General features: G+C 64.5%; 22 protein-coding genes. 6 read left to right on the plus strand and 16 right to left on the minus strand.

Annotated elements, in window-relative coordinates; genetic code table 11:
* Nucleotides 1-32: 32 nt before the first annotated feature.
* On the plus strand, nt 33-2,504 hold the full coding sequence (gene gyrB, locus EN874_RS10120; protein ID WP_126086301.1) for a DNA topoisomerase (ATP-hydrolyzing) subunit B: 2,472 nt from the start codon (nt 33-35) through the stop codon (nt 2,502-2,504).
* A gap of 80 nt (nt 2,505-2,584) precedes the next feature.
* Here gyrB and EN874_RS10125 read toward each other — a convergent pair whose 3' ends face one another.
* The 11 genes from EN874_RS10125 to EN874_RS10175 form a co-directional block, all read right to left on the minus strand.
* Nucleotides 2,585-3,982 (minus strand): NAD(P)(+) transhydrogenase (Re/Si-specific) subunit beta, encoded by a 1,398-nt coding sequence (locus EN874_RS10125; protein ID WP_127424653.1) that lies wholly within the window; start codon nt 3,980-3,982, stop codon nt 2,585-2,587.
* A 2-nt stretch (nt 3,983-3,984) separates the two neighbouring features.
* Nucleotides 3,985-4,533: a hypothetical protein gene (locus EN874_RS10130; protein WP_127424654.1), complete on the minus strand. Its 549-nt coding sequence runs from the start codon at nt 4,531-4,533 to the stop codon at nt 3,985-3,987.
* A gap of 49 nt (nt 4,534-4,582) precedes the next feature.
* On the minus strand, nt 4,583-5,002 hold the full coding sequence (locus EN874_RS10135) for an NAD(P) transhydrogenase subunit alpha (RefSeq protein ID WP_127424655.1): 420 nt from the start codon (nt 5,000-5,002) through the stop codon (nt 4,583-4,585).
* A complete protein-coding gene (locus EN874_RS10140) occupies nt 5,002-6,282 on the minus strand; it encodes a Re/Si-specific NAD(P)(+) transhydrogenase subunit alpha (RefSeq protein WP_127424656.1) in 1,281 nt (426 codons plus the stop codon). The genes EN874_RS10135 and EN874_RS10140 overlap by 1 nt, the downstream gene beginning before the upstream one ends.
* A gap of 86 nt (nt 6,283-6,368) precedes the next feature.
* Nucleotides 6,369-6,593: an aa3-type cytochrome c oxidase subunit IV gene (locus EN874_RS10145; protein WP_127424657.1), complete on the minus strand. Its 225-nt coding sequence runs from the start codon at nt 6,591-6,593 to the stop codon at nt 6,369-6,371.
* 149 nt (nt 6,594-6,742) lie between these two features.
* Entirely contained in the window at nt 6,743-6,892 is a 150-nt protein-coding gene (locus tag EN874_RS10150; protein ID WP_082296269.1) for a DUF3096 domain-containing protein, read from the minus strand.
* A gap of 147 nt (nt 6,893-7,039) precedes the next feature.
* The gene (locus EN874_RS10155) at nt 7,040-7,801 is read right to left on the minus strand and encodes a hypothetical protein (protein WP_126086305.1); all 762 of its coding nucleotides are present in this window, start codon (nt 7,799-7,801) and stop codon (nt 7,040-7,042) included.
* A 424-nt stretch (nt 7,802-8,225) separates the two neighbouring features.
* Entirely contained in the window at nt 8,226-10,541 is a 2,316-nt protein-coding gene (locus EN874_RS10160) for an EAL domain-containing protein (RefSeq protein ID WP_127424658.1), read from the minus strand.
* Nucleotides 10,542-10,697: 156 nt separating this feature from the next.
* Nucleotides 10,698-14,171: an indolepyruvate ferredoxin oxidoreductase family protein gene (locus EN874_RS10165; protein ID WP_127424659.1), complete on the minus strand. Its 3,474-nt coding sequence runs from the start codon at nt 14,169-14,171 to the stop codon at nt 10,698-10,700.
* 204 nt (nt 14,172-14,375) lie between these two features.
* The gene (locus EN874_RS10170; protein ID WP_127424660.1) at nt 14,376-14,903 is read right to left on the minus strand and encodes a hypothetical protein; all 528 of its coding nucleotides are present in this window, start codon (nt 14,901-14,903) and stop codon (nt 14,376-14,378) included.
* Nucleotides 14,896-15,504 carry a CGNR zinc finger domain-containing protein gene (locus tag EN874_RS10175; RefSeq protein WP_127424661.1) on the minus strand — a complete coding sequence of 203 codons (609 nt, stop codon included), beginning with the start codon at nt 15,502-15,504 and terminating at the stop codon, nt 14,896-14,898. The genes EN874_RS10170 and EN874_RS10175 overlap by 8 nt, the downstream gene beginning before the upstream one ends.
* Nucleotides 15,505-15,590: 86 nt before the next feature.
* On the opposite strand from EN874_RS10175, the gene EN874_RS10180 reads away from it, so the two are divergent.
* The 4 genes from EN874_RS10180 (at nt 15,591) to EN874_RS10195 (ending at nt 20,114) form a co-directional block, all read left to right on the plus strand.
* The gene (locus EN874_RS10180; protein WP_127424662.1) at nt 15,591-16,502 is read left to right on the plus strand and encodes a branched-chain amino acid ABC transporter permease; all 912 of its coding nucleotides are present in this window, start codon (nt 15,591-15,593) and stop codon (nt 16,500-16,502) included.
* 175 nt (nt 16,503-16,677) lie between these two features.
* On the plus strand, nt 16,678-17,283 hold the full coding sequence (locus EN874_RS10185) for a TRAP transporter small permease subunit (RefSeq protein WP_127424663.1): 606 nt from the start codon (nt 16,678-16,680) through the stop codon (nt 17,281-17,283).
* Nucleotides 17,280-19,076, plus strand: coding sequence for a TRAP transporter large permease subunit (locus EN874_RS10190; RefSeq protein ID WP_168247444.1), 1,797 nt, complete (start codon nt 17,280-17,282; stop codon nt 19,074-19,076). Before EN874_RS10185 ends, EN874_RS10190 begins: the two co-directional genes overlap by 4 nt.
* Nucleotides 19,077-19,088: 12 nt before the next feature.
* A complete protein-coding gene (locus EN874_RS10195) occupies nt 19,089-20,114 on the plus strand; it encodes a zinc-dependent alcohol dehydrogenase family protein (RefSeq protein ID WP_127424664.1) in 1,026 nt (341 codons plus the stop codon).
* Between the two features lie 78 nt (nt 20,115-20,192).
* Here EN874_RS10195 and EN874_RS10200 read toward each other — a convergent pair whose 3' ends face one another.
* Nucleotides 20,193-21,299, minus strand: coding sequence for a TRAP transporter substrate-binding protein (locus EN874_RS10200; protein ID WP_127424665.1), 1,107 nt, complete (start codon nt 21,297-21,299; stop codon nt 20,193-20,195).
* A gap of 271 nt (nt 21,300-21,570) precedes the next feature.
* On the opposite strand from EN874_RS10200, the gene EN874_RS10205 reads away from it, so the two are divergent.
* Nucleotides 21,571-22,344: a gamma-glutamyl-gamma-aminobutyrate hydrolase family protein gene (locus EN874_RS10205; RefSeq protein WP_127424666.1), complete on the plus strand. Its 774-nt coding sequence runs from the start codon at nt 21,571-21,573 to the stop codon at nt 22,342-22,344.
* Nucleotides 22,345-22,366: 22 nt separating this feature from the next.
* Here the strand turns inward: EN874_RS10205 and EN874_RS10210 are convergent, their stop codons facing one another.
* The 4 genes from EN874_RS10210 to EN874_RS10225 all read right to left on the minus strand — a co-directional run bounded on the left by EN874_RS10210 (nt 22,367) and on the right by EN874_RS10225 (nt 25,872).
* Nucleotides 22,367-22,735, minus strand: a complete 369-nt coding sequence (locus EN874_RS10210) for a hypothetical protein (protein WP_127425022.1) — start codon at nt 22,733-22,735, stop codon at nt 22,367-22,369.
* Nucleotides 22,736-22,918: 183 nt separating this feature from the next.
* The gene (locus EN874_RS10215) at nt 22,919-23,902 is read right to left on the minus strand and encodes a 2-hydroxyacid dehydrogenase (RefSeq protein ID WP_127424667.1); all 984 of its coding nucleotides are present in this window, start codon (nt 23,900-23,902) and stop codon (nt 22,919-22,921) included.
* Nucleotides 23,899-24,921, minus strand: coding sequence for a LacI family DNA-binding transcriptional regulator (locus EN874_RS10220; RefSeq protein WP_127424668.1), 1,023 nt, complete (start codon nt 24,919-24,921; stop codon nt 23,899-23,901). Before EN874_RS10220 ends, EN874_RS10215 begins: the two co-directional genes overlap by 4 nt.
* Before the next feature lie 66 nt (nt 24,922-24,987).
* On the minus strand, nt 24,988-25,872 hold the full coding sequence (locus EN874_RS10225; RefSeq protein WP_168247443.1) for a DMT family transporter: 885 nt from the start codon (nt 25,870-25,872) through the stop codon (nt 24,988-24,990).
* Between the last annotated feature and the right edge of the window lie 9 nt (nt 25,873-25,881).

A 25,881-nucleotide genomic window follows, 5' to 3' on the forward strand; every position in this document is an offset into this window, starting at 1 on the left:
CCGGATCATCGTCATCAATCAGACAGGTTTTCATGAGCGACCAGACCGAAAGCGCCATTGGCGCGGAAGCCGAGTACGGCGCCGATTCCATCAAGGTTTTGAAGGGGTTGGACGCAGTCCGCAAGCGGCCGGGCATGTATATCGGCGACACCGACGACGGCTCGGGCCTGCATCACATGGTCTATGAGGTGGTGGACAACGCCATCGACGAGGCGCTGGCCGGGCACGCCGACCTCGTCTCGGTGACGCTCAACCCCGACGGCTCGGTAACGGTGATCGACAATGGCCGCGGGATTCCGACCGATATCCACCCCTCAGAGGGTGTCTCGGCGGCCGAAGTGATCATGACGCAGCTGCATGCCGGCGGCAAATTCGACCAGAATTCCTACAAGGTCTCAGGCGGCCTGCACGGTGTCGGCGTTTCCGTGGTGAACGCGCTCTCGGCATGGCTGAGGCTCAAGATCCGCCGCAACGGCGACATCTTCGAGATGAGCTTCACCCACGGCAATGCCGACGCGCCCTTGAAGGTGACGGGCAGCTACGAGCAGGACAAGCAGCCCGGCACCTACGAGGGCCGCAGCGGCAGCGAGATCACCTTCTTCCCGTCGGCCGAAACCTTCACCATGGTCGAGTTCGACTACAACACGCTGGAGCACCGGCTGCGCGAGCTCGCCTTCCTCAATTCGGGCGTGCGCATCGTGCTGACCGACGCCCGCCATGCCGACCTCGTGCGCCATGAGCTGCATTATGACGGCGGCCTCGAGGAGTTCGTCAAATATCTCGACCGGGTCAAGAAGCCGCTGATCGAAAAGCCGATCGCAATCCGGGCCGAACGCGACGGCATCACCGTCGAAGTGGCGATGTGGTGGAACGACAGCTACCACGAGAATGTGCTGGCCTTCACCAACAACATCCCGCAGCGTGACGGCGGCACGCATCTGGCCGGCTTCCGCGCCGCGCTGACAAGGCAGATCACGGGCTATGGCGAGTCCTCCGGCCAGACCAAGAAGGAGAAGGTCTCGCTGACCGGCGACGACTGCCGCGAAGGTCTGACCGCCGTGCTGTCGGTCAAGGTTCCCGATCCGAAATTCTCCTCGCAGACCAAGGACAAGCTGGTCTCATCGGAAGTCCGCCCCGTGGTCGAAAGCCTGGTCAACGAGGCGCTGGGCACCTGGCTGGAAGAGCATCCGAGCGAAGGCAAGGTGGTGGTCGAGAAGGTGATCCAGGCGGCCGCCGCGCGCGAGGCGGCGCGCAAGGCGCGCGACATCACCCGCAAGAGCACGCTCGGCGTCACCTCGCTGCCCGGCAAGCTTGCCGACTGCCAGGAGCGCGATCCGGCGAAGTCGGAAATCTTCATCGTCGAGGGCGACTCGGCCGGCGGCTCGGCCAAGGGCGGGCGCTCGCGCCAGAACCAGGCGATCCTGCCGCTGCGCGGCAAGATCCTCAATGTCGAGCGGGCGCGCTTCGACCGCATGCTCTCTTCCGATATGATCGGCACGCTGATCACCGCGCTCGGCACCTCGATCGGCAAGGACGAGTTCAACGCCGACAAGCTGCGCTATCACAAGATCATCCTGATGACGGACGCCGACGTCGACGGCGCCCATATCCGCACGCTGCTGCTCACCTTCTTCTTCCGGCAGATGCCGGAGCTGATCGAGCGCGGCCATCTCTACATCGCCCAGCCGCCGCTCTACAAAGTGACGCGGGGCAAGAGCTCGCAATACCTCAAGGACGAAAGCGCCTATGAGGAATACCTGATCGATTCCGGGCTGGAGGAAGCCTCGCTGACGCTGGGCTCGGGCGAGGTGCGGACCGGGCAGGATTTGCACAGCGCCATCGACGATGCGCTGGCGGTACGCCAGCTGATCAACGGGCTGCACACGCGCTACAACCGCAGCGTGGTCGAGCAGGCGGCGATAGCGGGCGCTCTCAATGCCGATGTGCTTGCCGATCTCGGCCGCGCCAACGCGATGGCCGAGCGCGTCGCCAAGCGCCTCGACCTGATCGCCGAGGACACCGAGCGCGGCTGGACCGGCCGGCTGTCGACCTCCAATGACGGCGTCGGCGGCTATGTGTTCGAGCGCACGGTGCGCGGTGTGAAGGAATTCGTGCAGCTCGACGCCGGGCTGATCAATTCGGCCGACGCGCGCCAGCTCGACCGCTATGCCTCGCGTCTTACCGAGGTCTACAGCGAGCCGCCGGTGCTGCGCCGCAAGGAGGTCTCCGAGACCATTGCCGGGCCGCTGGCGCTGCTCAACGCGGTGTTCGCGACCGGCCGCAAGGGCCTGACCATGCAGCGCTACAAGGGCCTCGGCGAGATGAATGCCGAGCAGCTCTGGGAAACCACGCTCGACCCGAATGTCCGCTCGCTGCTGCAGGTCAAGGTGGCGGACGCGACGGACGCCGACTCGCTGTTCTCGCGGCTGATGGGCGACGAGGTGGAGCCGCGGCGCGAGTTCATCCAGGACAATGCGCTGTCGGTCGCTAATTTGGATATTTGAGCAGGTCAGGCCGACAGCCTTCTGCAAACAAAAAAGCCCGGCGGACGCCGGGCTTTTTTTGCTGCAGACGCTGCGGCTGATCAGTGATCAAACGCCTTGACGATTTCCTCGGTCATCTTCTTGGCGTCGCCCAAGAGCATCATGGTGCCGTCCTTGTAGAACAGCGTGTTGTCGATGCCGGCATAGCCGGAGCCCAGCGAGCGCTTGACGAACAGGCAGGTGCGGGCCTTGTCGACGTCGAGGATCGGCATGCCGTAGATGGGCGAGGACTTGTCGTCGCGCGCGGACGGGTTGGTGACGTCGTTGGCGCCGATGACATAGGCGACGTCGGCCTGCGCGAATTCGGAGTTGATGTCCTCGAGCTCGAACACCTCGTCATAGGGCACGTTGGCCTCGGCCAGGAGCACGTTCATGTGGCCGGGCATGCGGCCGGCGACCGGATGGATGGCGTATTTGACCTCGACGCCGTTGGCCTTGAGCTTATCGGCCATCTCGCGCAGCGCGTGCTGCGCCTGGGCGACCGCCATGCCGTAGCCGGGCACGATGATGACCTTCTGCGCGTTCATCATCAGATAGGCGGCGTCGTCGGCCGAGCCCTGCTTGACGGTGCGCTCGATGCCGTCGTCGGCAACTGCCGCCGTCTCGCCGCCGAAGCCGCCGAGGATGACCGAGATGAAGGAGCGGTTCATGCCCTTGCACATGATGTAGGACAGGATCGCACCCGACGAGCCGACCAGCGCGCCGGTGATGATCAGCGCCAGATTGCCGAGCGTGAAGCCAAGTGCCGCGGCAGCCCAGCCCGAGTAAGAATTCAGCATCGACACCACGACCGGCATGTCGGCGCCGCCGATCGGGATGATCAACAGCACGCCGAGCACCAGCGAGGCGGCGACGATCAGCCAGAAGACGAACTTGGATTCGGTGGTGACGAGCAGCACGATCAGCACCACGAGCGCAACGCCAAGCGCGATGTTGATGAGGTGGCGGCCGCCGATCATGATCGGCTTGCCGGACATGCGGCCGTCGAGTTTCAGGAAGGCGATGACCGAGCCGGTGAAGGTGATGGCGCCGATGGCGACGCCAAGGCTCATCTCGATGAGCGCCTGGGCATGGATGTCGCCCGCCGTGCCGATGCCGAAGCTTTCCGGCGCATAGATGGCGGCGGCCGCCACCATGACGGCGGCGAAGCCGACGAGGCTGTGGAAGGCGGCGACAAGCTGCGGCATCGAGGTCATGGCGATGCGGCGGGCCACATAGGCGCCGACGCCGCCGCCGATGGCGAGACCCAGCACGATCAGGCCGAAGCGCCCAGCCGACGGCAGCGCCAGCGCCAGCGTGGTGCAAAGAGCAATGCCCATGCCGATCATGCCGTAGAGATTGCCCTGGCGGCTGGTGGTCGGGTGCGACAGGCCGCGCAGCGCCAGGATGAACAGGATGCCGGAGACCAGATAGAGGAAGGAGGCGAAGTTGGCGTTCATGGCTATTTCAGCGCCTCCATTGTACCCCGGGGCAATTCGACGTCCTCGAACTCGGGATACGTTTTTCTTAATATCATCAATTGCTTCGGATCATCGATCCGAACCAGATACCACTTGCCGCCGTCAAGAACCGCCAGCGTACGGGCACGGACCGCCATTCGTTGCGTCTGGCCGTCCTGATCGAAACTCATCACCGTCTCGGTTGGAATCAACCCGTACGGAGTTCCGTTGGAAAGCTCCAGATATTCGGCCTTGGCCATATCCATACTGAATGATTCCAGCGTCACCGTTTTCAACGCCTCGGCCCAAGCTGCGTTCGTCCGCCTTTTCAGCTCATCAACCGAAATGCCTCCCGAACTGACGAGGTAGTCAACAATTCGAGGCGACATCATGCCGAATACATGATCCATGTCTTTAGCTGCGAATGCCCCCGTGAATTCTTGCACCCTAATGGCCAAGGCTGCTTTTTCAGCCCCGGTGGCCGGGCGGGACCAAGCCGTGTCCATGGTGAGAAGGGACACAAGTAAGAAAGTGATCAGCGCTCTGAACATTCCACCCCCCTCGCCAGATGGGAACCCGCCACAGACTAATCGCGAACCTTCACTTTTCCTTCTTCTTGTACATGGCCAGCATGCGCTGGGTGACGAGGAAGCCGCCGAAGATGTTGACCGAGACCAGCACCAGGGCGACGAAGCCGAAGCCCGCCGCAAGGCCGGAAGCCGCGATGCCTACGGCAAGCAGCGCGCCGACGACGATGACCGAGGAGATGGCGTTGGTGACGGCCATCAGCGGCGTGTGCAGCGCCGGGGTCACCGACCAGACGACATAATAGCCGACGAAGATCGCCAGCACGAAGATGGCGAAGCGGAAGACGAAGGGGTCGATGGCGCCGCCCGAGAGCGCATGCGCCGCGTTGCCGGCAGCCTCGGTGGCGGGCGCATTGGCCAGATCCTGCACCGCAAGGCGGACGGCGGCGGTCGCCTGATCGAGCTGGTCGAGGGCTTTCTGCAGCTGTTCCATCACGCGGTCCCTTTCGACTTAGACGAGGCCGACTTGGCTGCGGCCGGCTTCTTCGCCGCCGGCGTCTTCGCTGCAGGTTTGGCTGAGACTTCAGCGACAATGATCGTGGCGGGAATGGCCGCCGGTTCGGTGCGCAGCTGCTCCGCCGCCTTGGCGAAGCTCGGATGCACGACCTGGCCGCCGTCGGTCAGCATCGTCGCCTTGACCAGTTCGTCGTCGCGCTTGATGGCAAGCTCTTTCGTTGCCTTGTCGACCATCGTCTCGAGGAAGGCGTAGAGGTTCTTGGCGTAGAGTAGCGAGGCCGACGCTGCGACGCGGCCCGGCACGTTGAGATGGCCGACGATCTTGACGCCGTTTTCCGTCGTCACGACCTTGCCGGGTTGAGCGCCCTCGACATTGCCGCCGCGCTCGACGGCGAGGTCTACGATCACCGAGCCCGGCTTCATGGAGGCGACCATGGCCGCGGAGACCAGCTTCGGCGCCGGGCGGCCGGGGATCAGCGCCGTGGTGATGACGATGTCCTGCTTGGCGATGTGCTCGGCCGTCAGCGCCGCCTGCTTGGCCTGGTATTCCTTCGACATTTCCTTGGCGTAGCCGCCGGCGGTCTCGGCCGCCTTGAACTCCTCGTCCTCGACCGCCAGGAATTTCGCGCCGAGCGACTGCACCTGCTCCTTCACCGCCGGGCGCACGTCCGTGGCGGTGACGACGGCGCCGAGGCGGCGCGCGGTGGCGATCGCCTGCAGGCCGGCGACGCCGACGCCCATGATGAAGGTCTTGGCCGCCGGCACGGTGCCGGCCGCCGTCATCATCATCGGCAGCGCCCGGTCATATTCGGCGGCCGCGTCGACCACCGCCTGGTAGCCGGCGAGATTGGCCTGCGAGGACAGCACGTCCATCACCTGCGCGCGTGTGATGCGCGGCATGAATTCCATCGAGAAGGCGGTGATGCCGGCCTTGGCCATCGCGGCGAGCGCCGCGTCGTTGCCGTAGGGATCCATGATGGCGATGACGGCGGCGCCCGGCTTGTAGCCCTTCAGCTCCGCATCCGTCGGCCGGCGCACTTTCAGCACCACGTCGGCTTTCGACGCGTCGGCAGCCTTGCCGATCGCGGCACCCGCCGCGGCAAAATCCTGGTCGGTGATGCGCGAGCCGAGGCCGGCGCCCTTCTCGACGATCACCCCGAAGCCCAGGCCCACCAGCCGTTTCACCGTTTCCGGCGAGGCAGAGACGCGCGGCTCGTTGGCGTCAAGCTCACGAGGGATGAATACCGTCTGCCCCACCGCATGATCCTTTCGGCTGGAACCTTGCTGCGCAAGGCGTCGGCCGGGACCTCCAGCGAGACGTCAAACGCAATGGTCTGGAAAGTCTATCGCAGAATGAAATAGCCGACGGCCATGATCACGATGAACAGGATGGTCGCCGAGAAGAAGCCGCCCGCGAAGAAGCCAAAGGCCATCGCCAGGAGGAGGCCGGCGCAGATGAGCGAGCCGAATTTGGCGAGCGTGAGGAATGCCTTGTAGGTGCGATCATGCTCGGCATAGTCCATCTGCGCGCCCAGTTCGACAGGACCGGTCGGCGTGTGATCAGCCATAGGAATACCCCTTCGAAAATGCCTTCGAGGCACATAGCGAAAAGCCGGAGCAAGAGCAATGGCGCTATTGCCGCACGGCCGGCGACAACAGCATCAAATGAAAGTTGAAATTGGGACCGGACGTTGCCGCTACGCAGGATCCCTCGATTTCAGCCGGCAAGGTGAGGAAACAGGCCGAGCAGGCCGACGACGATCAGGTAGAGCGCGACGATGTAGTTGAGCAGGCGCGGCATCACCAGGATCAATATGCCGGCGATCAGCGAGATCAGGGGCGTGAGCGCAAGCGAGTGGATGGTCACGATCGTATTCCTTCCCATGAACGACCCGACATGAGCCCGGGGCGAAGCGCCTGTTGGGCAGAATTGCGGCGGCGCCCGATCGCGGCGCCGCTACTTATAACGGCAAAGTTGCAGGAAAGGTCCATTGTGCGCGGAGGACGCCCCTTTTCAGGCGGCGTCGCGATAGTATTTCGCCGTCGGCACGATGGAGAGCGGCGTCAGTCGGTTGATGGCCGGATTGGCGAACATCATCCGCTGTTCCACCGCCGTCGACTTGAAGAACGGGAACCGCTCGAGCGTCTGGCGCAGATTCTCGCCGCAGGGGATTTCGAACAAGGCGATCGGCGCAAGAACGCCGGGGAACACCTTGCCCTCGGTCCGCTGCACGGCATGGAAGATGCGGGCGTAATAAGCGGAATGCTCGACCTTGACCGGCGTGAGCACCGCGGTCTGGCCAAAATAGCTGGAAGCCACCATGCCTAGCCTGAGCGTCAGGAAAGGCAGGACCCCCGGCGCGGGCGCGCTGTCCGCATCGGTTGCGAAGCGGGTTCCGTCGATGAAGCTCTCGCCGCGGGCAAGCCGCTCGGCCAGGATTTCCGGATAGGCGTCGACGGAGGGCGAATAGGGGTGCTCGCGGGAAATGTAGTGGAGCCGCAGCGTGCTGACCAAGTGGCCGTCGAAATAGACGCCGAACCGGTAGGAATTCGGCAGATTGTCCCAGCGATCCTCGAACATCCCGCTGGCGATCGGGCCGCACATGCCCGAGCGCAGGTAGGAGTGATAGCGAAGGCGGTAGATCGCCTCCAGATCCTCGCCCCCCGTGATGAGACGATAGTCGACATGCTCCAGCAATTGCATGATCGAACGGTTCAGCGCCGACCCAGCGTTTGCGCCGGCGCCAGCCTGCGCATCGTTTCTCGCAGCATCCATCCTCAAGTCCTCGTATCCGCCTATGAATAGGCTATTCGAGTTGAAATGAGACACAAGCCGAAAATTCGAACCCGCTGATTTACCCTTCGTTAACCTTAACAATCGGGCGAACTGCTGCTGACGGCGTTGCGCTGAAGAAGCGCACCAGGCGTCCGGATCTAAGCTCGGCCTTTGCTATGAATTACGCCATCAATTCAGAAGTATTGAGCAAATGCGTTGGTTCATACTTCTGATGGAGAAACCCGTATGTCAAAATATTTGGACTTATACAGATTTAAACTCAAAACGTTATGAATCCTTCACATAAAATTATTCCAGAACTTGCAGACTGAAATTTCATGGAAGCTTGCGTTTTTGCTCGACGACTGCATGGTCCAAGCAACCCGTATCGTAGATACAGATAATCGAAAATATATCGTTGCGGCTATCTGGCTGTCCGCTTGGCCGCGAGACGCAGGTCCGCGGCGAACGGCCAGGTGACGTTCGACATCGTCTCGATGCCGGACGCGCTGAGCGCGGCGCCGAAGAGGAAACCTTGCACGAGGTCCGGCTTGACCGAACGCACCAGTATCTTCAGCTGCTCGAAGGTCTCGACCCCTTCGATGGTGACGACCAGGCCCAGCGTCCGGGTCAGGCCGACGATGCCCTTCAGGAGGTCGAGCGACTTGGGGCTCTGGGTCACGTCGATCAGGAAGGAACGGTCGATCTTGATCTTGTCGAGCGGCAGCTTGTGCAGGTAGCTGAGGCTGGAATAACCGGTGCCGAAGTCGTCGAGCGCGATGCGGACGCCCAGGGTCTTGAGCTCTTCGATCAACTCGCGGGTCAGCGATTTGTCGTCGAGCAAGGCGGTCTCGGTAACCTCGATCTCGAGGCGGTGCGGCGCAAGGCCCGACGCAGCCAGGGCGTCGCGCACCTTCTGCACGACGTCGCGGTTGCGGAAATCCTTGGCCGAGAGGTTGATCGAGACGCTGGTCTGCGCCGGCCATTTGGCGCATTCGGCGCAGGCAGCCTGCAGCACGAAGGCGCTGATCTCGGAGATGATGCCCATCTCCTCGGCCAGCGGAATGAAGACACTTGGCGAAATCGGGCCGAGATCGGGATGGTCCCAGCGGCAGAGCGCCTCGCAGCTGGCGATGCGCATGGTGCTCATCGACACGATCGGCTGGTAGACGACGCGCAGCTCCCTGGCCTGAACGGCGCTGCGCAGATCGGCCTTCATCAGCTGGCGGTTGCGGAAGGCGGCATCCATCGAAGCCTCGAACAGCCGCCAGCTGTTCTTGCCGAGTTCCTTGGCCTTGTAGAGCGCGAGGTCCGCCTTGACGATCATGGCGTCGACATCGGTGTCCTTGACCCGGGACAATACCGCGCCGCCGCTGGCCTGGATGCGCAGGCCGTGGCCGGCGACGTCGACCTCGCCCTGCAAATCCGCGAATATCTCGTCGAGCAGGCCGCTCAGATGGCTCTCGTCCTCGATGCGGTCGAAATAGACCATGAACTCGTCGCCGCCGAAACGGCTGACATTGATGCCGGGCCCGGCGATCGCCGCCAGCCGCTCGGCCACGGCATAGATCAAGCCGTCGCCGACCGGATGACCGAGCGTGTCGTTGACGCTCTTGAAATCGTCGAGGTCGAGCACCGCCAGGCCGCAGAGCCGGTCGCGGTCGCCGGAAGCCATGGCCTCGCCGGCCAGCTCGTGGAAGTAGGCGCGGTTCGGCAGACCGGTGAGGTTGTCGTAGCGCGCCATGAAACGGATCTTTTCCTCCGCCTCGACGCGGGCCGTCACGTCCTCGAAGGTGACGACGCCGAGTTCCTGGCTGCCTTCGCGCGCGGAGAATTCGTAGTGCTGGCCGTTGGCGAGCGACACCAGCACCTTGCGGTCCCGGCCCTCGCGCAGGGCGCGCGTCAGTTGCGCCTCGATGTAGCGGCAGTCCTTCGGCGCCAGCATGCCGCCGGCGACGCCGCGCATCAGCAGGCCGTGGATCGAGCGCCCGAGCAGCGCGTCGGCCGATTTCAGCGACATCAGATGGGCGGCCTCGGCATTGGCGACGGCGACGCGTCCGTCCGGGCCGAGCATGACCAGGCCGTGCGACATGGTGTTGAGCGCGCGGTCGAACCTGCGCGTCAGGTTCCTCGCCTGCTTGTGGCCGATAACCGCCGAGAACAGCACGTTGCGGACATGATCGGCGCCGGTGATGGTGATGAACGTCATCGGGATGATCATCAGGCCGAGGACGACGGACGGCGCGTCCATGCGCAGCAGGAGCGCAAGCGCCGCCGGACCGATGAAGGTCACGGAAAAGATCCGCACCATGCGCGGCGACCCGTAGTTGCGGGCGACGACGGTGACCAGGGTCGCCAGGGTCAGCGACATCGCCGCCAGCTCGGCGAAGGGATCGGGATAGACATAGATCGACACGAAGCACAGCGCGCCAAGTCCGAGGCCCTGGAGGCAGCCCTTGAGGATGTAGCTGCGCTCCAATCGCTGCGCGTGTTCGACATCGGCAATCACGCCGCCGGTCTTGAGGAAATCGCGAATGCCGAAGTAACGGATAAGGCTGACGGAAAGCAGAGCAAAAGAAAACGCCAGGAACAAGGGATCGTGCGTGCGCAGATAGATCATCAACCCGAGGATCCAGTAGCACGCACCACCGATCAACAACATGTGCGCGTTGTCGAACAACGAGCGCACAAATTGGATATAAACATCCGCGGGGATGCTTTCGGTCTTTGTTTTGCCCATAGGGTCGGCCCAACGCTAAGCCTTGTCATGACACAACCGCCTTAAGAAAGGCTTAGAACAGGACCGGCTTAAGCAAACGCTTCGGCTCGCCCGCGTGTCGAAGGCGCAAGGATCCGGGCCGATCTGAGAAAGCTTCGGGCAATCGGTTTGGCGCAATCACTCGGCGGCGCTGAGGACCGGCACCGGCGCGGCCTCACTCAGCCGCTGCAGCAGCCTCGAGCGCTCCTCAGCCGCCCTTGCGGCGCTGGCCTGCCGGACATGACCGTAGCCGCGGACGAGCGCCGGCACGGAGGCCAGCGCCGCGGCGGCGTCGATCCTGCCCGGCGCAAGTGCTGTGGCAATCAGGTCGAGATCGGCCTCGTATTGCGCAAGCAGCTGCCGCTCGGCGCGGCGTTCGGCGGTGCGACCGAACACGTCGAACAGGGTACCGCGCAGGCCTTTCATGGCGGCCAGCAGGCGAAATGCCTTCATCATCCACGGGCCAAAGCTCGATTTCCTTGGGCGACCGTCATTGCCGCGCCGCCCGAGGATCGGCGGCGCGAGATGGAATTCCAGCCTCTCGTAGCTCTGGAACTGCCTGGCGAGATCGGCTGCGAAGGCGCCATCGGTATAGAGCCGCGCCACCTCATACTCGTCCTTGATCGCCATCAGCTTGAACAGGTTCTTGGCGGCAGCCTCGGTCACGGCCGTCGAGCCGGGAAGCGCCTTCGCCTCGGCGGCACGCAGCGCGGCGATCCTGCCGGCATAGCGCTTGCCATAGGCCGCGTTCTGATAGGCGGTCAGGAACGCGACGCGCCGGGCGATGATGTCGTCGAGCGTCTCGGCTGGCGCCGACGCCGGCTTGCCGGTACGGCCGACCAGGCCGCGCACGAAATCCGGCTGGTGCGCGGCGCGACGGCCCCAGCGGAAGGCGGCGATGTTCATCGCCACCGCTTCGCCGTTCAATTCGATCGCCTTTTCAACGGCTTCGGCCGAGAGCGGCAGCCCGCCATGCTGGAAGGCGAAGCCGAGCATGAACATGTTGGCGCCAAGCGAATTGCCGAACAGCGCCGTCGCCGTGCGGGTGGCGTCGAAGAAGTGGGCCTTGTCGTCGCCGGCGGCGGCACGGATCGCCTTCTTGAGCCGCTCGACCGGCAGCGAGAAATCGGCCGAACGGGTGAATTCGCCGGGCATGATTTCGGCGGTGTTGGCGAGGAACATGGTGTGGCCCTCGCGCACAGCGGCGAGCACTTTCTTGGCGCCGGAGACGACGAGATCGCAGCCGAGCACGAGGTCGGCCTTGCCGGCCGAGACGCGGATGGCGTGGATGTCCTCGGGCGTCGGGGCAATGCGGACATGGGTGAAGACCGAACCGCCTTTCTGGGCAAGGCCCGCCATGTCGATCATGCCGCAGCCCTTGCCTTCGAGATGAGCTGCCATGCCGAGCACCGCGCCGATGGTGACGACGCCGGTGCCGCCGACGCCGTCGATGATCGCCGCCCAGCCCTCCGCGCCGAGCGGAAATTCGATCGGCTCCGGCACGCCGTCGAGCGGGTCGCTCTTGCCGGCAATGCCTTCGGCCTTCCTGATCTTGCCGCCGTGCACCGTCACGAAAGAGGGGCAGAAGCCGTTGATGCAAGAAAAATCCTTGTTGCAGCTCGACTGGTCGATCCGGCGCTTGCGGCCGAATTCGGTCTCGACCGGCTGGATCGAAACGCAGTTCGATTGAACGCCGCAATCGCCGCAACCTTCGCAGACCAGCTCGTTGATGAAGACGCGCTTGTCCGGGTCGGGGAACGTGCCGCGCTTGCGACGGCGGCGTTTTTCAGCGGCGCAGGTCTGGTCGTAGAGAAGCACCGAGACGCCTTTCACGCCACGCAATTCGCGCTGGACGAGGTCGAGGTCGTCGCGGTGATGGATGGTGGCGCCGGCCGGGAAATCGGCCTTGCCGGCATATTTGTCCGGCTCGTCGGTGACGACGACGATGCGCTCGACGCCCTCGGCGCGCACCTGCCTGGCGATCATATCCACCGTCAGGCCGCCTTCATGCGGCTGGCCGCCGGTCATGGCGACCGCGTCGTTGTAGAGGATCTTGTAGGTGATGTTGGCATCGCTCGACAGCGCGAAGCGGATCGCCAGCAGGCCGGAATGGTTGTAGGTGCCGTCGCCGAGATTCTGGAAGATATGATCGCGCCTGGAGAACGGCGCCTGGCCGACCCATTGCGCGCCCTCGCCGCCCATCGCGGTAAAACCGACCGTGTTCCGGTCCATCCACAGCGCCATGAAGTGGCAACCGATGCCGGCGGCGGCGAGCGAGCCCTCCGGCACCTTGGTCGAGGAATTGTGCGGGCAGCCGGAGCAGAAGAAAGGCGTGCGCGAACCGATGTCGGCGGTGTCGGCAAGCATCGCCTGGAACTGGCGCAGCTTCGCCACCCGCGCCGCGATCTCCTCCGAGGGGCCGATGGTGCGCAGGATCCGCTCGCCGAGCGCGATCGCGATCTCGTTCGGGTCGAGCGCGCCCTTGGCCGGAAACAGCCAGTCGCCGCGCTCGTCCTTCTTGCCGACGATGGCCGGCTGGATGGCGGAGCCGTAGAGGTTCTCGCGCAATTGCACCTCGATCAGCGAGCGCTTCTCCTCGACGACGACGATGGTGTCGAGGCCGCGGGCGAAGTCGGCGATATGCTGATAATCGAGCGGCCAGGGGCAGCCGACCTTGAACAGGCGGATGCCGATGCGGTTGGCGGCCTTCTCGTCGATGCCTATATCCTCGAGCGCCTGACGGACATCGAGATAACTCTTGCCGATGGTGATGATGCCGAGCTTCGGGTTGCGGCCGCCGGAATAGACGACGCGGTTCAACCCATTGGCCTGGATGAAGGCGGAAGCGGCGGCGCGCTTGTGCTCATGCAGCCGCTCCTCCTGCCCGAGGATGTCGATCTCGTGGCGGATGTTGAGGCCGCCGGGCGGCATGTCGAAGTCGGGGATGACGATCCCCAGCCGCTCGATCGAGGCGTCGACCGAGGCCGTCGATTCGATGTTGTCCTTGACGCATTTGATCGCCGCCCAGGTGCCGGCGAAGCGCGACATGGCAAAGCCGTAGAGACCGTAGTCGATGATCTCCTGGACGCCGGCCGGGTTGAGGATCGGCACCATGGTGTCGACGAACAGGAACTCGGTGGCGTGCGCGTTGGTCGAGGATTCGGCCATGTGGTCGTCGCCCATCAGGGCGAGAACGCCGCCGTTTCTCGACGAACCGGCAAGGTTGGCGTGGCGGAACACGTCGCCGGAGCGGTCGACGCCCGGCCCCTTGCCGTACCAGACCGCAAAGACGCCGTCATGCGTGCCTTCGCCGAGCAGCTCGGTCTGCTGCGAACCCCAGCAGGCAGTAGCGGCGAGCTCCTCGTTGAGGCCCGGCTGGAAGACGATGTCGGCCTGGGCAAGCTGCCGCTTCGCTCTCCACAGCTGCATGTCGAGGCCGCCGAGCGGCGAGCCGCGATAGCCCGAGACGAAGCCGGCGGTGTTGAGGCCGGCGCGGCGGTCGCGCTCGCGCTGCATAAGAAGCATGCGCACGACGGCCTGCGCCCCGGACAGGAAAACGCGCTCCTTGCCAAGGTCGAACTTGTCGTCGAGCGCGACGTCATGCAGCGTCATCAGGCATTTCCTCTGCGGAGGCACGCCTCAGGCGGCCAACGTCGGAGTGGGAGGCCGCAGTCTTTCTTCCCTTGCGGGAGAGGTCAAACAAAATCGCAGAGGCCAGAGCCGACGCAACAAACGGTCCGATTGCCAGCGGCCGGCGCATTCAAGACCATGCTAAAAGCCTTACCGCGCACGAAAATTTCGAGCGGCCGGCGCGCTTCACACGGCCTTGGAGCAATCCGGCTTGGGCGCATCGGGCAGCTTGCCGTCGGGATGACCGGCAAGGTCCGGGTTGAGCTCGTAATTCGGGCCGATCACCAGCGGCCGGTCCGGCAGCATGGTCTGGTCCTCCGACGAGGTCATCGTCGTGTCGATGCTCTGGAGCAGTGTGCCGCTGGAATCCTCGATGCGGATCGAGACAGAATAGGGCTTGTCCTTGACGACGCAGGTGAGCGGCGGGCTGGTCAGGGTGATGTGCGGAAGCTTTGGCCAGATCTTCTGGTTGACGACGATCGGATCGCCGCCGGCCGGATTCTGGAAATTGACCACGGCAAACTGTCCCTCGCCCATGGGCCGCAGCGGCCTCAGCGTGATGACGTAGGTGGCGATGCCGAGCCGGTAGTTGAATTCGAACAGCTTGCCGGAAATGGCGAAGAGCTGCTCCTTGCCGGTATCGCGGCAGGCTCCGAGCACCGTGGCGGCGATCAGCGCCGCACCGAGAGCGATCGAACGGAACTTGCTAGTCATTGGCAGCCTCCCTGACCGCCGTGCGGCGGCGATAATAGCGGTTCGCTTTCTGGCGGTTGCCGCAGACGGCCATGTCGCACCAGAGACGGCTTGAGTTGCGGCTGCGGTCGACGAAGAGCCAGCTGCAGTTCGGGCAGATCCTGAGCCGCGCTACAGTTTCGTCGCGCAACAGCGAAAGCGCCGAGACGGCCAAAGCCGCCTCGAAGGCGATCGGCGTCGCCGGATCGCCGAACGGCCGACCCGGCGCAGCGATTTCTGTGCTGCTGCCGGAGAGACCGCCGGCGCAGGCCGTCAGGAAATCCGGCAGATGGGCGACGGCGATCGCGCCTTTCGCAACGGCGTGGCGGAACAGGCGGTCGGTCGCCTCGCGGATCGACAGCACGACCGGGGCGATGCCGCCCGGTTCCGGCGCCTCCAGCCGCCGGCCGCCGAGCTCGGCGGCGCGGAAGCCGCTCGCCGCCTCGGCAAAGCGGGCGATCTCGGCCGGATCGTCGAAACGGTCGAACGTCCTTTCCGGATCGTTGCGCAGCACGACGGTGTTCGCCGTGTCGAGCGCAAGGATGCCGCCGGTGAAGCGGTGCGGGGTCCAGGATATCGTCATGCCAGAAATCTAACCGATAAAACGTATTTGACAAGTTAGATTCCGGGTGCAACCTTCCCAACGGGTCCAGGTCGCACGGCCCGGGGATGCTCGATGCCTATTTCTATCAGCAGGTGCTCAACGGGCTGCATTCCGGCGCGCTCTATGCGCTGCTCGCCTTCGGCTATGTGCTGACCAACGGCATCCTGCACCGCACCAACCTTGCCTATGGCGCGCTGTTCGCCTTTTGCGGCCACACCATGATCCTGACCGCCGCCTTTGGCTACCAGGCGCTGTGGCTGACGCTCGCCGCCTCGGTCGCGCTCGGCATCGTCGCCGCCCTGCTTTATGCCGTGCTCGTCAGCCAGGTGCTGTCGCGAAGCGTGTTCGAGAGGCTGGCGGACCGGTCGCCCAATGCCATCGTGGTGACGACCCTCGGCATCCTGCTGTTCCTGTCGGAAGCAAGCCGCATCGCCGCCGACACCCATGATCTGTGGCTGCCGCCGATGCTCGCCCAACCCGTCATCTTCGCCCAGGGTGCCAGCTTCAAGGTGACGCTCACGGTCATCCAGCTTATGGACTGCGCGGCGGTGGTGGCGGTGGTGGCGCTGGCGGCCTGGACGTTTTCGCATTCGCGTTTCGGCCGCGCCTGGCGTGCCGTGTCCGACGATCCGAAGGCGGCGGCGATGTGCGGCATCGACGTGCGCGCCGTGTTCCGCCGCGCGGTGCTCTATAGCGGGTTCTGCGCGGCTTTTGCCGGCGTGCTCGCCGGCCTCTATTACGGCAACATCAGCTTCGGCACCGGCCTCGTCTATGGCCTCAAGATCCTGTTCGTGACGGCTGTCGGCGGCTACATGTCGCCGCTCAAGGCGGCCCTTGGCGCCGCAGCCTTCGGCATGGCCGAATCGCTCTGGGCCGGCTATTTCCCGATCGAATGGCGCGATGGCTGGATCTATCTCTTCCTCGTCGCCATGCTGGTGCTGATCGGCGCCGGCCGCGACCGGTCCAAGGTCGCCTGAATCCCATAGACTTTGGTTGCATGACCCGCGGTGAGCTGGCGGCTTTCCACCGCCGCCGCCGTTTGTCGCGCCCTGTCATGTTGACCTATCGGACCACGCACTGCATACCCTTGGGCCAAGCGGCGCGACACCGGATGGGGGAATCGGGCGCGCCGCATGATCAGGGAGGACATGCATGGCAGGGCTGCTCGCTCTATCCAGGACGATCGACCGCATCAATGAGTTCATCGGCCGCTGGGTCTCATGGCTGATCCTGCTGGCGATCCTTGTGAGCGCCGGCAACGCCGTCATCCGCAAGACGTTCGACATCTCCTCCAACGCCTGGCTCGAACTGCAGTGGTACCTGTTCGGCGCCGCCTTCATGCTGGCGGCCGCCTACACTCTGAAGCAGAACGACCATATCCGCATCGACATAGTCTACGGCATGTTTTCCCGCCGCGTGCAGCACTGGATCGACCTTCTCGGCCACCTCCTCTTCCTGATGCCGTTCGTGGTGCTGATGGTGATCTATTTCGTGCCTTACGTGTCGCTATCCTTCCGCAGCGGCGAGATGTCGACCAATGCCGGCGGGCTTATAGTCTGGCCGGCAAAGGCAATCCTGCTCACCGGCTTCTTCCTGCTGGCCATCCAGGGAGTCTCCGAAATCATCAAGAAGATCGCCATCATGCGCGGCGACATGGAGGATCCCAACCCCTTCGTATCGGCGCATGACCAGGCAAAGCTCGAGGCCGAGGCGCTGGCCGAGGAAGCCAAGGCCCTGTCCGGCGAGGTGCGCTCATGATCGAGTTCATCGCGCAGAACATGGCGCCGATCATGTTCGCCTCGCTGATCATCTTCCTTTTGATCGGCTACCCCGTCGCCTTCTCGCTCGCCGCGAACGGCCTGTTGTTCTTCTTCATCGGCGTGCTCCTGTCGCCGTATTCCGGGGGATCGATCAACCTCGCCTGGCCGCTGCTGCATGCGCTGCCGGACAATTTCTACGGCACCAGGGTGATGTCGAACGACACGCTGCTGGCCATTCCGTTCTTCACATTCATGGGCATTGTTCTCGAACGATCCGGCATGGCCGAGGACCTGCTCGACACGGTTGGACAGCTCTTCGGCCCGATCCGCGGCGGGCTCGCCTATGCGGTGATCTTCGTCGGCGCGCTGCTTGCCGCGACGACCGGCGTGGTGGCGGCTTCCGTTATCGCCATGGGGCTGATCTCGCTGCCGATCATGCTGCGCTACGGCTACGACCGGCGCCTCGCCTCGGGAGTGATCGCGGCTTCCGGCACGCTGGCCCAGATCATCCCGCCCTCGCTGGTGCTGATCGTGCTGGCAGACCAGCTCGGCCGCTCGGTGGGCGACATGTATGCGGGCGCGCTGATCCCCGGACTGGTGCTCACCGGCATCTACATGCTCTACATCCTGATCATGTCGATCATCCGGCCGAACGCGATGCCGGCATTGCCGCTCGAAGCCCGCACGCTCGGCCGCGGCGTGATCTCGCTGATCGTGGCGCTGCTGGCTACGGGTGCGATATCCTATGCCGCCTACCGCTATCTCGAACCTGCCCATGGCGACAATGCCGACATCCTCGGCGCCGCCGTCGGCGTGATCGTCATCTACATCGTGGCGATCGCCGACCAGCGGCTCGGGATCAACGTCATGTCCAAGCTGGCGCAGCAGGTGGTGATCGTGCTGATCCCGCCGCTGGCGCTGATCTTCCTGGTGCTCGGCACCATCTTCCTCGGCATCGCCACGCCGACCGAAGGCGGCGCGATGGGTTCGGTCGGCGCGCTGATCATGGCCGCGGCAAAGGGGCGGCTGTCGTTCGACGTCATCAAGCAGGCGCTGGCCTCGACGACCAGACTCTCCTCCTTCGTGCTGTTCATCCTGATCGGCGCGCGGGTCTTCTCGCTCACCTTCTACGGCGTCAACGGCCATATCTGGGTCGAGCATCTCCTGGTCTCGTTGCCGGGCGGCGAGACCGGCTTCCTGATCGGCGTCAACATCCTGGTCTTCCTGCTTGCCTTCTTTCTCGATTTCTTCGAGCTCGCCTTCATCATCGTGCCGCTCCTGGCGCCGGCCGCCGACAAGCTCGGCATCGATCTGATCTGGTTCGGCGTGCTGCTCGGCGTCAACATGCAGACCAGCTTCATGCATCCGCCTTTCGGCTTCGCGCTGTTCTACCTGCGCTCGGTCGCGGCGCGCGTGCCCTATCTCGACCGCATCACCGGCAAGCAGATCGCGCCGGTCACCACCGGCCAGATCTACTGGGGTGCCGTGCCCTTCGTCTGCATCCAGGTGATCATGATCGGGCTGACCATCGCCTTCCCGCAAATGGTGATGCGCTACAAGGGCGCCGCCGTCGAGCCGAGCACGATAGACCTGAAGCTGCCGGAGATGCCGGGACTGGCGCCGCTCGGCACGCCGCCGGCCGACAATGGTGCGGCGCCCGCCAATGGCGGCGCCGCACCGGCTGCACCCGGCACGCCGGACCTATCGCAGCCGCCGAATTTCGGCGACACGGCGCCAGCCAAGCCGGCCGCGCCGGCGCCCGATCTTTCGAAGCCGCCGAGCTTCAATTGAGGTGACCGCGCCATGAGAGCAGTCCGGCTGGAAGCAATCGGCGGCATCGCGCTTCGCGATGTCGCCAAACCCGCGCCGGGTCCGGAAGACGTTCTCGTGCGGATCGAGGCCTGCGGCGTCTGCGGCACCGACCGCCACCTGTTCCATGGCGAGTTCCCGTCAAAGCCGCCGGTGACGCTCGGCCACGAATTCTGCGGCATCGTCGAGGCGGTCGGCGAGGCCGTCGCCGATATCGCGGTCGGCGACCGGGTCACCGGCGACCCCAATATTTCCTGCGGGCGCTGCAGTCATTGCCGCGCCGGGCGCGTCAATTTGTGCAGCAACCTCAGGGCCATCGGCATCCACCGGGACGGCGGCTTCGCCGACTATGTCGTGATGCCGCAAAGCCAGGCCTTCCTGCTGCCTGCCGGCCTCAAGCCGACGCACGGCGCCTTCTGCGAGCCGCTGGCATGCTGCCTGCATGGCGTCGATCTTGCCGGCATCAAACCGGGCGCGTCGGTGGTGGTGCTGGGCGGCGGCGTCATCGGCCTGCTCACGGTGCAGCTGGCGAAGCTCGCGGGCGCGGCGACCATCATCCTGTCGACCAGGCAGGCCTCGCGCCGGGCGCTGGCCGAAGAGCTCGGCGCTACGGCCACGGTCGATCCCAGCGCCGTCGATCCCATCGAGGCCATCGCCGGAAAGGCCGGCCTTGTGCCGGGCGGTGTCGACGTGGTGCTCGAATGCGCGGGCGTCCCGGACACCGTCGAGCAATCGATGCGGCTGGCCAAGTCCGGCGGCACGGTGGTGATCGTCGGCGTGATGCCGCAAGGGCAGAAGGTGGCCTTCGAGCCGTTCGACGTCCTGTTCCGCGAGCTGAAGGTTCTCGGTTCCTTCATCAACCCCTTCACGCATCGCCGCGCCGCCGACCTTGTCGCGTCTGGCGCGGTTGAGATCGACAAGCTGATTTCGAGGCAAGTGCCCCTCGAAGAGGCGCCGCGCGTGATCTCGAATCCGGCGGCTCCCGGTGAGGTCAAGGTGCTGGTCGTGCCGAACGGCTAAAGCAGCGTCCGCTACCGGCGCAAACGAAGAGACCCCGGACAAGCCGGGGTCTCCCAGATCGAACTTCGATGAAAACGCCTACAGCTTGCCGTTGCGCTGCTGCACCATCATGAAGGTGTCGTAGTTGTATTCGGCCACCTGGGCCCAGAGATAGTGCTCCTTGCGGAAGCCCTTGATCGAGTCCCAGATTTTCTTGAACGGCGCGTTGTTGGCCTCCATTTCGGCATAGACCTCGTTGGCCTTTTCGAAGCAGGCCGCCATGATTTCCTGACTGAAGGGCGCCAGCTTGGCGCCGCCGGCCACCAGCCGCTTCACCGCCGCCGGATTGAGGAAATCGTATTTCTGCAGCATGTTGGCGTCGGCCGCCTGGGCAGCGGTGCGCACCAGCGACTTGTAGGCCGGCGAAAGCTCCTCGTACTTGGCCTTGTTGAACATCAGATGCACGGTCGGGCCGCCTTCCCACCAGCCGGGATAGTAGTAGTAGGGCGCGACCTTGTAGAAGCCGAGCTTCTCGTCGTCATAAGGGCCGACCCATTCGGCGGCGTCGATAGTGCCCTTTTCCAGCGCCGGGTAGATGTCGCCGCCGGCGATCTGCTGCGGCACGACGCCGAGCTTCTGCACCACCTTGCCGGCGAAGCCGCCGATGCGCATCTTGAGGCCGGAAAGATCGGCCACGGTATTGATCTGCTTGCGGAACCAGCCGCCCATCTGCACGCCGGTGTTGCCGCCAGGCAGGCCGAACAGCCCTTGCGTGGCCAGGAACTCGTTGAACAGGTCGATGCCGCCGCCATGGTAGTGCCAGGCATTTATTCCGCGCGCGTTGAGCGAGAACGGCACCGCGGCGCCCAGGGCCCAGGTCGGGTCCTTGCCCCAATAATAGTATGCCACCGTGTGGCAGGCCTCGACGGTGCCGGCAGCGGTGGCATCAGCCGCCTGCAGGCCGGGCACCAGCTCGCCCGACGCAAAGACCTGGACCTGGAAATTCCCGTCGGTCGCTTCCGACAGCTTTTTTGAGAAGACTTCCGCGCCGCCGTAGATCGTGTCCAGCGATTTCGGGAAGGACGATGCCAGCCGCCAGGTCACTTTCGGATTGGATTGGGCTATTGCCGGCGCGGCAAGCGCGGCGGCCGCCGCGACGCCGACGCCGGACGCACCGGCCTTGCGGATGAATGAACGACGATCCATTAAGTTTCCTCCCTTGCGGATCCACTGACCGACGTTCGGGACATCCTCGGCGCCCGGATCGGTTGGGGAAGAAACATACACAGGCAAGAGGTCGAGTCCAGCATCGCGACCAAAGTTCCAGCCGTTCCGGCGCCGCCTGCAACTATAGTCTAACGCACCCTGTTTCCTGGCCCATGCGAGGCAGCGAAACTTGCCATGGCAAAGCGCCGTCGGATCGCCTATTTTGTAGGCAGAATAATTCGTTAGCTTCTCAATGGAAACCGTATCCAAAATGCAGCAGCCGCTCGTTGCCGTCTCGACAGATGTTCGCCAGTTCGACAACTACACCTGGCACGCCGCGCCGCAGCAATATATCGAGGCGGCGATCGCCGGCGCCGGCGTGTTCCCGCTGCTGGTGCCGTCCTTCGGCGACCGGCTGGATTTCGACGAACTGCTGTCCTCGGTCGACGGCGTCATGGTCACGGGTTCGAAATCCAATGTGCATCCTGCGCTCTATGGCGGCGATGCCAGCGAGGCCAACGGCCCCTACGATCCGGCGCGCGACTCGACCACGCTGCCGCTGATCCGCAAGGCGATCGAGCGCGGCGTGCCGCTGCTCGCCATCTGCCGCGGCATCCAGGAACTCAACGTGGCGCTGGGCGGCACGCTGGGCACCGAGATCCAGGAGCGCGAGGGCTCGCTCGATCACCGCGCGCCGGTGAGCGACAATCAGGACGAGCGTTTCGGCATCCACCAGACGATTTCGATCAAGCCCGGAAGCTGCCTCGCCGGCGTGTTCGGCGCCGGCGAGATCAAGGTCAATTCATTGCATCGCCAGGCGATCGACCGGCTCGGATCGAAACTGCAGGTCGAGGCGGTCGCCACCGACGGCACGATCGAGGCGGTCTCGGTCAAGGATGCCCGCGCCTTTGCGGTCGGCGTCCAGTGGCACCCCGAATATTGGGTGAAATCGGATAGCAACTCGGCGAAGATCTTCCGCGCCTTCGGCGATGCCGTGCGCCTGCATGCCGCGGCGAAAAATGGAGCCCGCGCCGCGGCGGAATAGGCCGGCCTGGCCTATTCCACCGTTATTCGTTGTTCAAGGCCAGCAGCGGCGCGACAGGCGCGTAGGATTCGTAGCCGTCGCCATCGGCGACGCTGAAAGTGACGATCGGGTCGATGCCGTTCTCGCTGAAAGCCACCGTGCCGTCGGCCTGCTCGCGCCAGAACTTCGCGCGCTCGATGCCGGGCAGAAGCTTGCGGCAGTTCGTAGCGACGGAGAGTAGCGACACGCCGTGCGACACCTCGGCGCCGCGCCTGACAGCGCAGGCCGCTTCATCGCCATTAGCCGTCAGACGAAAGCTGTCGGATGATGTTGTCTCGCTGGCGATGCTTTCGCCGCTGCCGCCATGGACGAGCTGGACGCCGCCGGCCAGCGCGGCAACCGCCATGCACATGTAAAGGACCTTCACGCCGTCTCTCCGTACCTTCGAAACGCGCGCCGGCGCGCTTCGATATCTACCCCCATGCACAAGGCCTGAACCGCCCGCGGCTTCGGCTCATGCATAACGAAGTATGCATAGTGTTTCCAAAGCGTTAAGCGCGCGTTAAATAGTTAATAGGTGTGGCAGTCCGCTTGGTCAGCTTCTCGGCCTGACCTGCGCGGTCTCCGGCACCGGGGTTAGCGGCCGGCGCTCGCGGAACCAGGAGACAAGATTGTCGACGCACAGATCCGCCATGGCCCGGCGGGTGTGGTCCGATGCCGAGCCGACATGCGGCAGGAGCGAGGCGTTGGGCGCGCCGAGCAGCGCCTTGGGCACGTTCGGTTCGTCGGCAAAGACATCGAGCCCGGCGGCGGCGATGGTGCCCTTGTCGAGGGCGGCGACGAGAGCCGCCTCGTCCACCGTGCTGCCGCGGCCGATATTGACGAAGACGCCGTTCGGGCCCAGCGCCGACAGGATTTCCGCGTTGATGGCCTTTTCCGTCGCGGCACCGCCGGGAGCTATGCAAATCAGCGTATCGACCGCTTCGGCCAGACCCTTCAGCGTGGCATGGTATTCGTAGGACAGGCCTTCGACCTTGCGGCGGTTGTGATAGGCGATCGGCAGGCCGAAGGCCTCGAGGCGATGGGCGACGGCAAGGCCGATGCGGCCCATGCCGAAGATACCGATGCGGCGGCCGCGCAAGGTGAGCCGGCTCAGAGGATAGTTGCCCCTATTCACCCAGTCGCCGTCGCGCAGCCATTTCTCGGCGTTGTAGAGCTCGCGCACGGTGTTGATCAGGAGGCCGATCGTGGTGTCGGCGACCTCTTCGGTCAGCACGTCCGGCGTGTTGGTGACCATGACGCCGCGCGTGGCCGCGTGGCGGGCATCGACCGAATCGTAGCCGACGCCGAAATTGGCGATGATCTCGAGGTTGGGCAGCGCGTCGATCATGGCCGCGCTGATGCCGCCGAAGGAGGCGATGCCGCGCACGGCTTGCCGCATCTCGCCGGTGACGAGGGACGGATCGGCGCGCTCGATCCACACGCGCCGGAACGCCTTGTCGATGCGGCCGATCGCATGGTCGTTGAATTGCCCCGGCACCAGGATGGAGACCGGGGAATTTGCCTCGGCTCTGGTCATTGACGCTCCACCGGCTTGCCGGTGGACTGGCGCACGTGCAGCTCCGGCTTGATCAGTTCTTGCGAGGGCCGCACGGCCTGCCCGTTCAGCTTGTCGAGCAGCGCGCTGGCGGCGCGGCGGCCGACCTCGCGCTGGCCATTCCAGACCGTCGTCAATGCCGGCGTCGCTATCGCAGCCTCCTCCAGGTCGTCGTAACCGGTGACGGAGATATCGACACCCGGCACCAGGCCGGCGCGCGCGATGCCGTTCATCAGCCCGATCGCAACCAGATCATTCCAGCAGCAGGCGGCGGTCGGCTTGTCTTTCAGCGCCAGAAACTGTCCTGCGGCCTCGAATCCGGCCTGCTTGGTGCGCGGCCCGGGAATGCGCCAGGACGGCCCGACTTCCAGCCCGGCCGCCTCCATGGCGTTGACATAGCCCTGATAGCGGTCGCGGCCAGTGGACGTCTGGTCGGTGCCGCCGATCATGGCGATGCGCTTGTGGCCGAGCGAGATCAGATGGTTGGTGGCAAGCGCCGTGCCATAGGCGTCGTCGCCGCGGAAGACCGGCACGTCGGCGCCGGCGACCGTGCGCGCGATCAGGACCGCCGGCAGGCCGTTTTCCTCGGCCATGATGATGTCCTCGGCGGGCGTGCCGATGGCTGGCGACATGATGACGCCGTCGGCGCCGAGCTGCAGCAGCGTGTCGATGAAGGTGCGCTGCTTCTCCAGCTGATCGTAATGGTTGGACAGGATGAAGGTCTGGCGGCTGCGGTCGAGCTCGCTTTCGATTGAGCGCAGGATCTCGGCGAAGAACGGGTTCATGATGTCGTGCACGACGACGCCGACGATGCCGGAGCGCGAGGTGCGCAGCGAAGCCGCCCGGCGATTGTAGATATAGCCGATGGCGCGGGCGTGTTCCTTGATGCGCTCGCGCGTCGAGCCGGCCACCAGCGGGCTGTCGCGCAGCGCCAGCGATACCGTTGCCGTGGATACGCCGAGCGCATCCGCGATCGTCGATAGCTTGATCTTCTGTGCCAGTGCCCTTCGCTCCCCAGGGTCTTTAAACTGTTTAAATGCGGCCTTATGCCATCGATCGATCGCAAATCAAAGTTTTTTCGCCAGTGTCTCGGCCTCGGTATCCAGCGATGCGGAATTGCGAAGACGCAGCCTGTGCTCGCGATGGATGATGTAGAGGCCGCTTGCGACGATGATGGCTGCCCCAAGCAGCGTCCAGCGGTCCGGAAACTGGTGGAAGATCAGCCAGCCGGAAATGATCATCCACACCATCTGCGAATAGGGATAGGGCGCGAGCGCGGTGGTAGTCGCCAGGCGATAGGCCTGGACCAGCAGCCAATGGCCGCCGGCGCCGAACACGCCCAGCATCAAAAGGATCACCCAGTGCCAGCCATCCTGCGGCAGCGCAGGCGAGAGAGGCAGCAGCGGCACAAGCAGCACCGCCGGCGCCAGGGCGGAAAACAATATCAGGCTCTCCGACGTTTCGCTGGCGGACATGCGCCGGGTCATGATGACGTAAAAGGAGTTCGACAGCATCGAGCCGAGCGCGAAGAGATGGCCTATGCCGAAGACGCCGACGCCGGGCCGGGTGATGATCAAAACGCCGACGAAACCGGTGAGGATCGCCAGCCAGCGTCGCCAGCCGGCCCATTCTCCAAGCAGCGGACCGGCCAAAGCGGTGATTACCATCGGACCGAAGAAATAGATCGAGGTGGTTTCGGCGAGCTGGAGCGTGCGCAGCGCCAGGATGTTGAACATGGTCGAGCCGAAAAGAAGGCATCCGCGAAGGATGTGCGCCGGCAGGTTGTTGGCGCGGAAGCGCGACGGCTCGCGCCAGCCGCGCAAAAAGACGCCGACCAGCAGCACATGAACGGTAAAGCGCGCCCAGGCGACGATCAGCGCCGAGACGCCGGCAAGCACCAGATATTTGCTCGAGGTGTCGAGAAAGGTGAAGCAGACATAGACGCAAAGCATCAAGAGCAT

It is taken from the genome of Mesorhizobium sp. M1D.F.Ca.ET.231.01.1.1 (assembly GCF_003999155.2).
GTDB lineage: Bacteria > Pseudomonadota > Alphaproteobacteria > Rhizobiales > Rhizobiaceae > Mesorhizobium.

Coding starts and splice junctions, on each gene's coding strand:
- EN874_RS10170 (WP_127424660.1), bottom strand. CDS start 14,903: ATGACTAGCAAGTTCCGTTCGATCGCTCTCGGTGCGGCGCTGATCGCC.
- EN874_RS10200 (WP_127424665.1), bottom strand. CDS start 21,299: ATGGATCGTCGTTCATTCATCCGCAAGGCCGGTGCGTCCGGCGTCGGC.
- gyrB (WP_126086301.1), top strand. CDS start 33: ATGAGCGACCAGACCGAAAGCGCCATTGGCGCGGAAGCCGAGTACGGC.
- EN874_RS10165 (WP_127424659.1), bottom strand. CDS start 14,171: ATGACGCTGCATGACGTCGCGCTCGACGACAAGTTCGACCTTGGCAAG.
- EN874_RS10185 (WP_127424663.1), top strand. CDS start 16,678: ATGGCAGGGCTGCTCGCTCTATCCAGGACGATCGACCGCATCAATGAG.
- EN874_RS10190 (WP_168247444.1), top strand. CDS start 17,280: ATGATCGAGTTCATCGCGCAGAACATGGCGCCGATCATGTTCGCCTCG.
- EN874_RS10160 (WP_127424658.1), bottom strand. CDS start 10,541: ATGGGCAAAACAAAGACCGAAAGCATCCCCGCGGATGTTTATATCCAA.
- EN874_RS10135 (WP_127424655.1), bottom strand. CDS start 5,002: ATGGAACAGCTGCAGAAAGCCCTCGACCAGCTCGATCAGGCGACCGCC.
- EN874_RS10145 (WP_127424657.1), bottom strand. CDS start 6,593: ATGGCTGATCACACGCCGACCGGTCCTGTCGAACTGGGCGCGCAGATG.
- EN874_RS10210 (WP_127425022.1), bottom strand. CDS start 22,735: ATGTGCATGGCGGTTGCCGCGCTGGCCGGCGGCGTCCAGCTCGTCCAT.
- EN874_RS10195 (WP_127424664.1), top strand. CDS start 19,089: ATGAGAGCAGTCCGGCTGGAAGCAATCGGCGGCATCGCGCTTCGCGAT.
- EN874_RS10175 (WP_127424661.1), bottom strand. CDS start 15,504: ATGACGATATCCTGGACCCCGCACCGCTTCACCGGCGGCATCCTTGCG.
- EN874_RS10180 (WP_127424662.1), top strand. CDS start 15,591: ATGCTCGATGCCTATTTCTATCAGCAGGTGCTCAACGGGCTGCATTCC.
- EN874_RS10205 (WP_127424666.1), top strand. CDS start 21,571: ATGCAGCAGCCGCTCGTTGCCGTCTCGACAGATGTTCGCCAGTTCGAC.
- EN874_RS10125 (WP_127424653.1), bottom strand. CDS start 3,982: ATGAACGCCAACTTCGCCTCCTTCCTCTATCTGGTCTCCGGCATCCTG.
- EN874_RS10130 (WP_127424654.1), bottom strand. CDS start 4,533: ATGTTCAGAGCGCTGATCACTTTCTTACTTGTGTCCCTTCTCACCATG.
- EN874_RS10215 (WP_127424667.1), bottom strand. CDS start 23,902: ATGACCAGAGCCGAGGCAAATTCCCCGGTCTCCATCCTGGTGCCGGGG.
- EN874_RS10225 (WP_168247443.1), bottom strand. CDS start 25,872: ATGCTTTGCGTCTATGTCTGCTTCACCTTTCTCGACACCTCGAGCAAA.
- EN874_RS10155 (WP_126086305.1), bottom strand. CDS start 7,801: ATGGATGCTGCGAGAAACGATGCGCAGGCTGGCGCCGGCGCAAACGCT.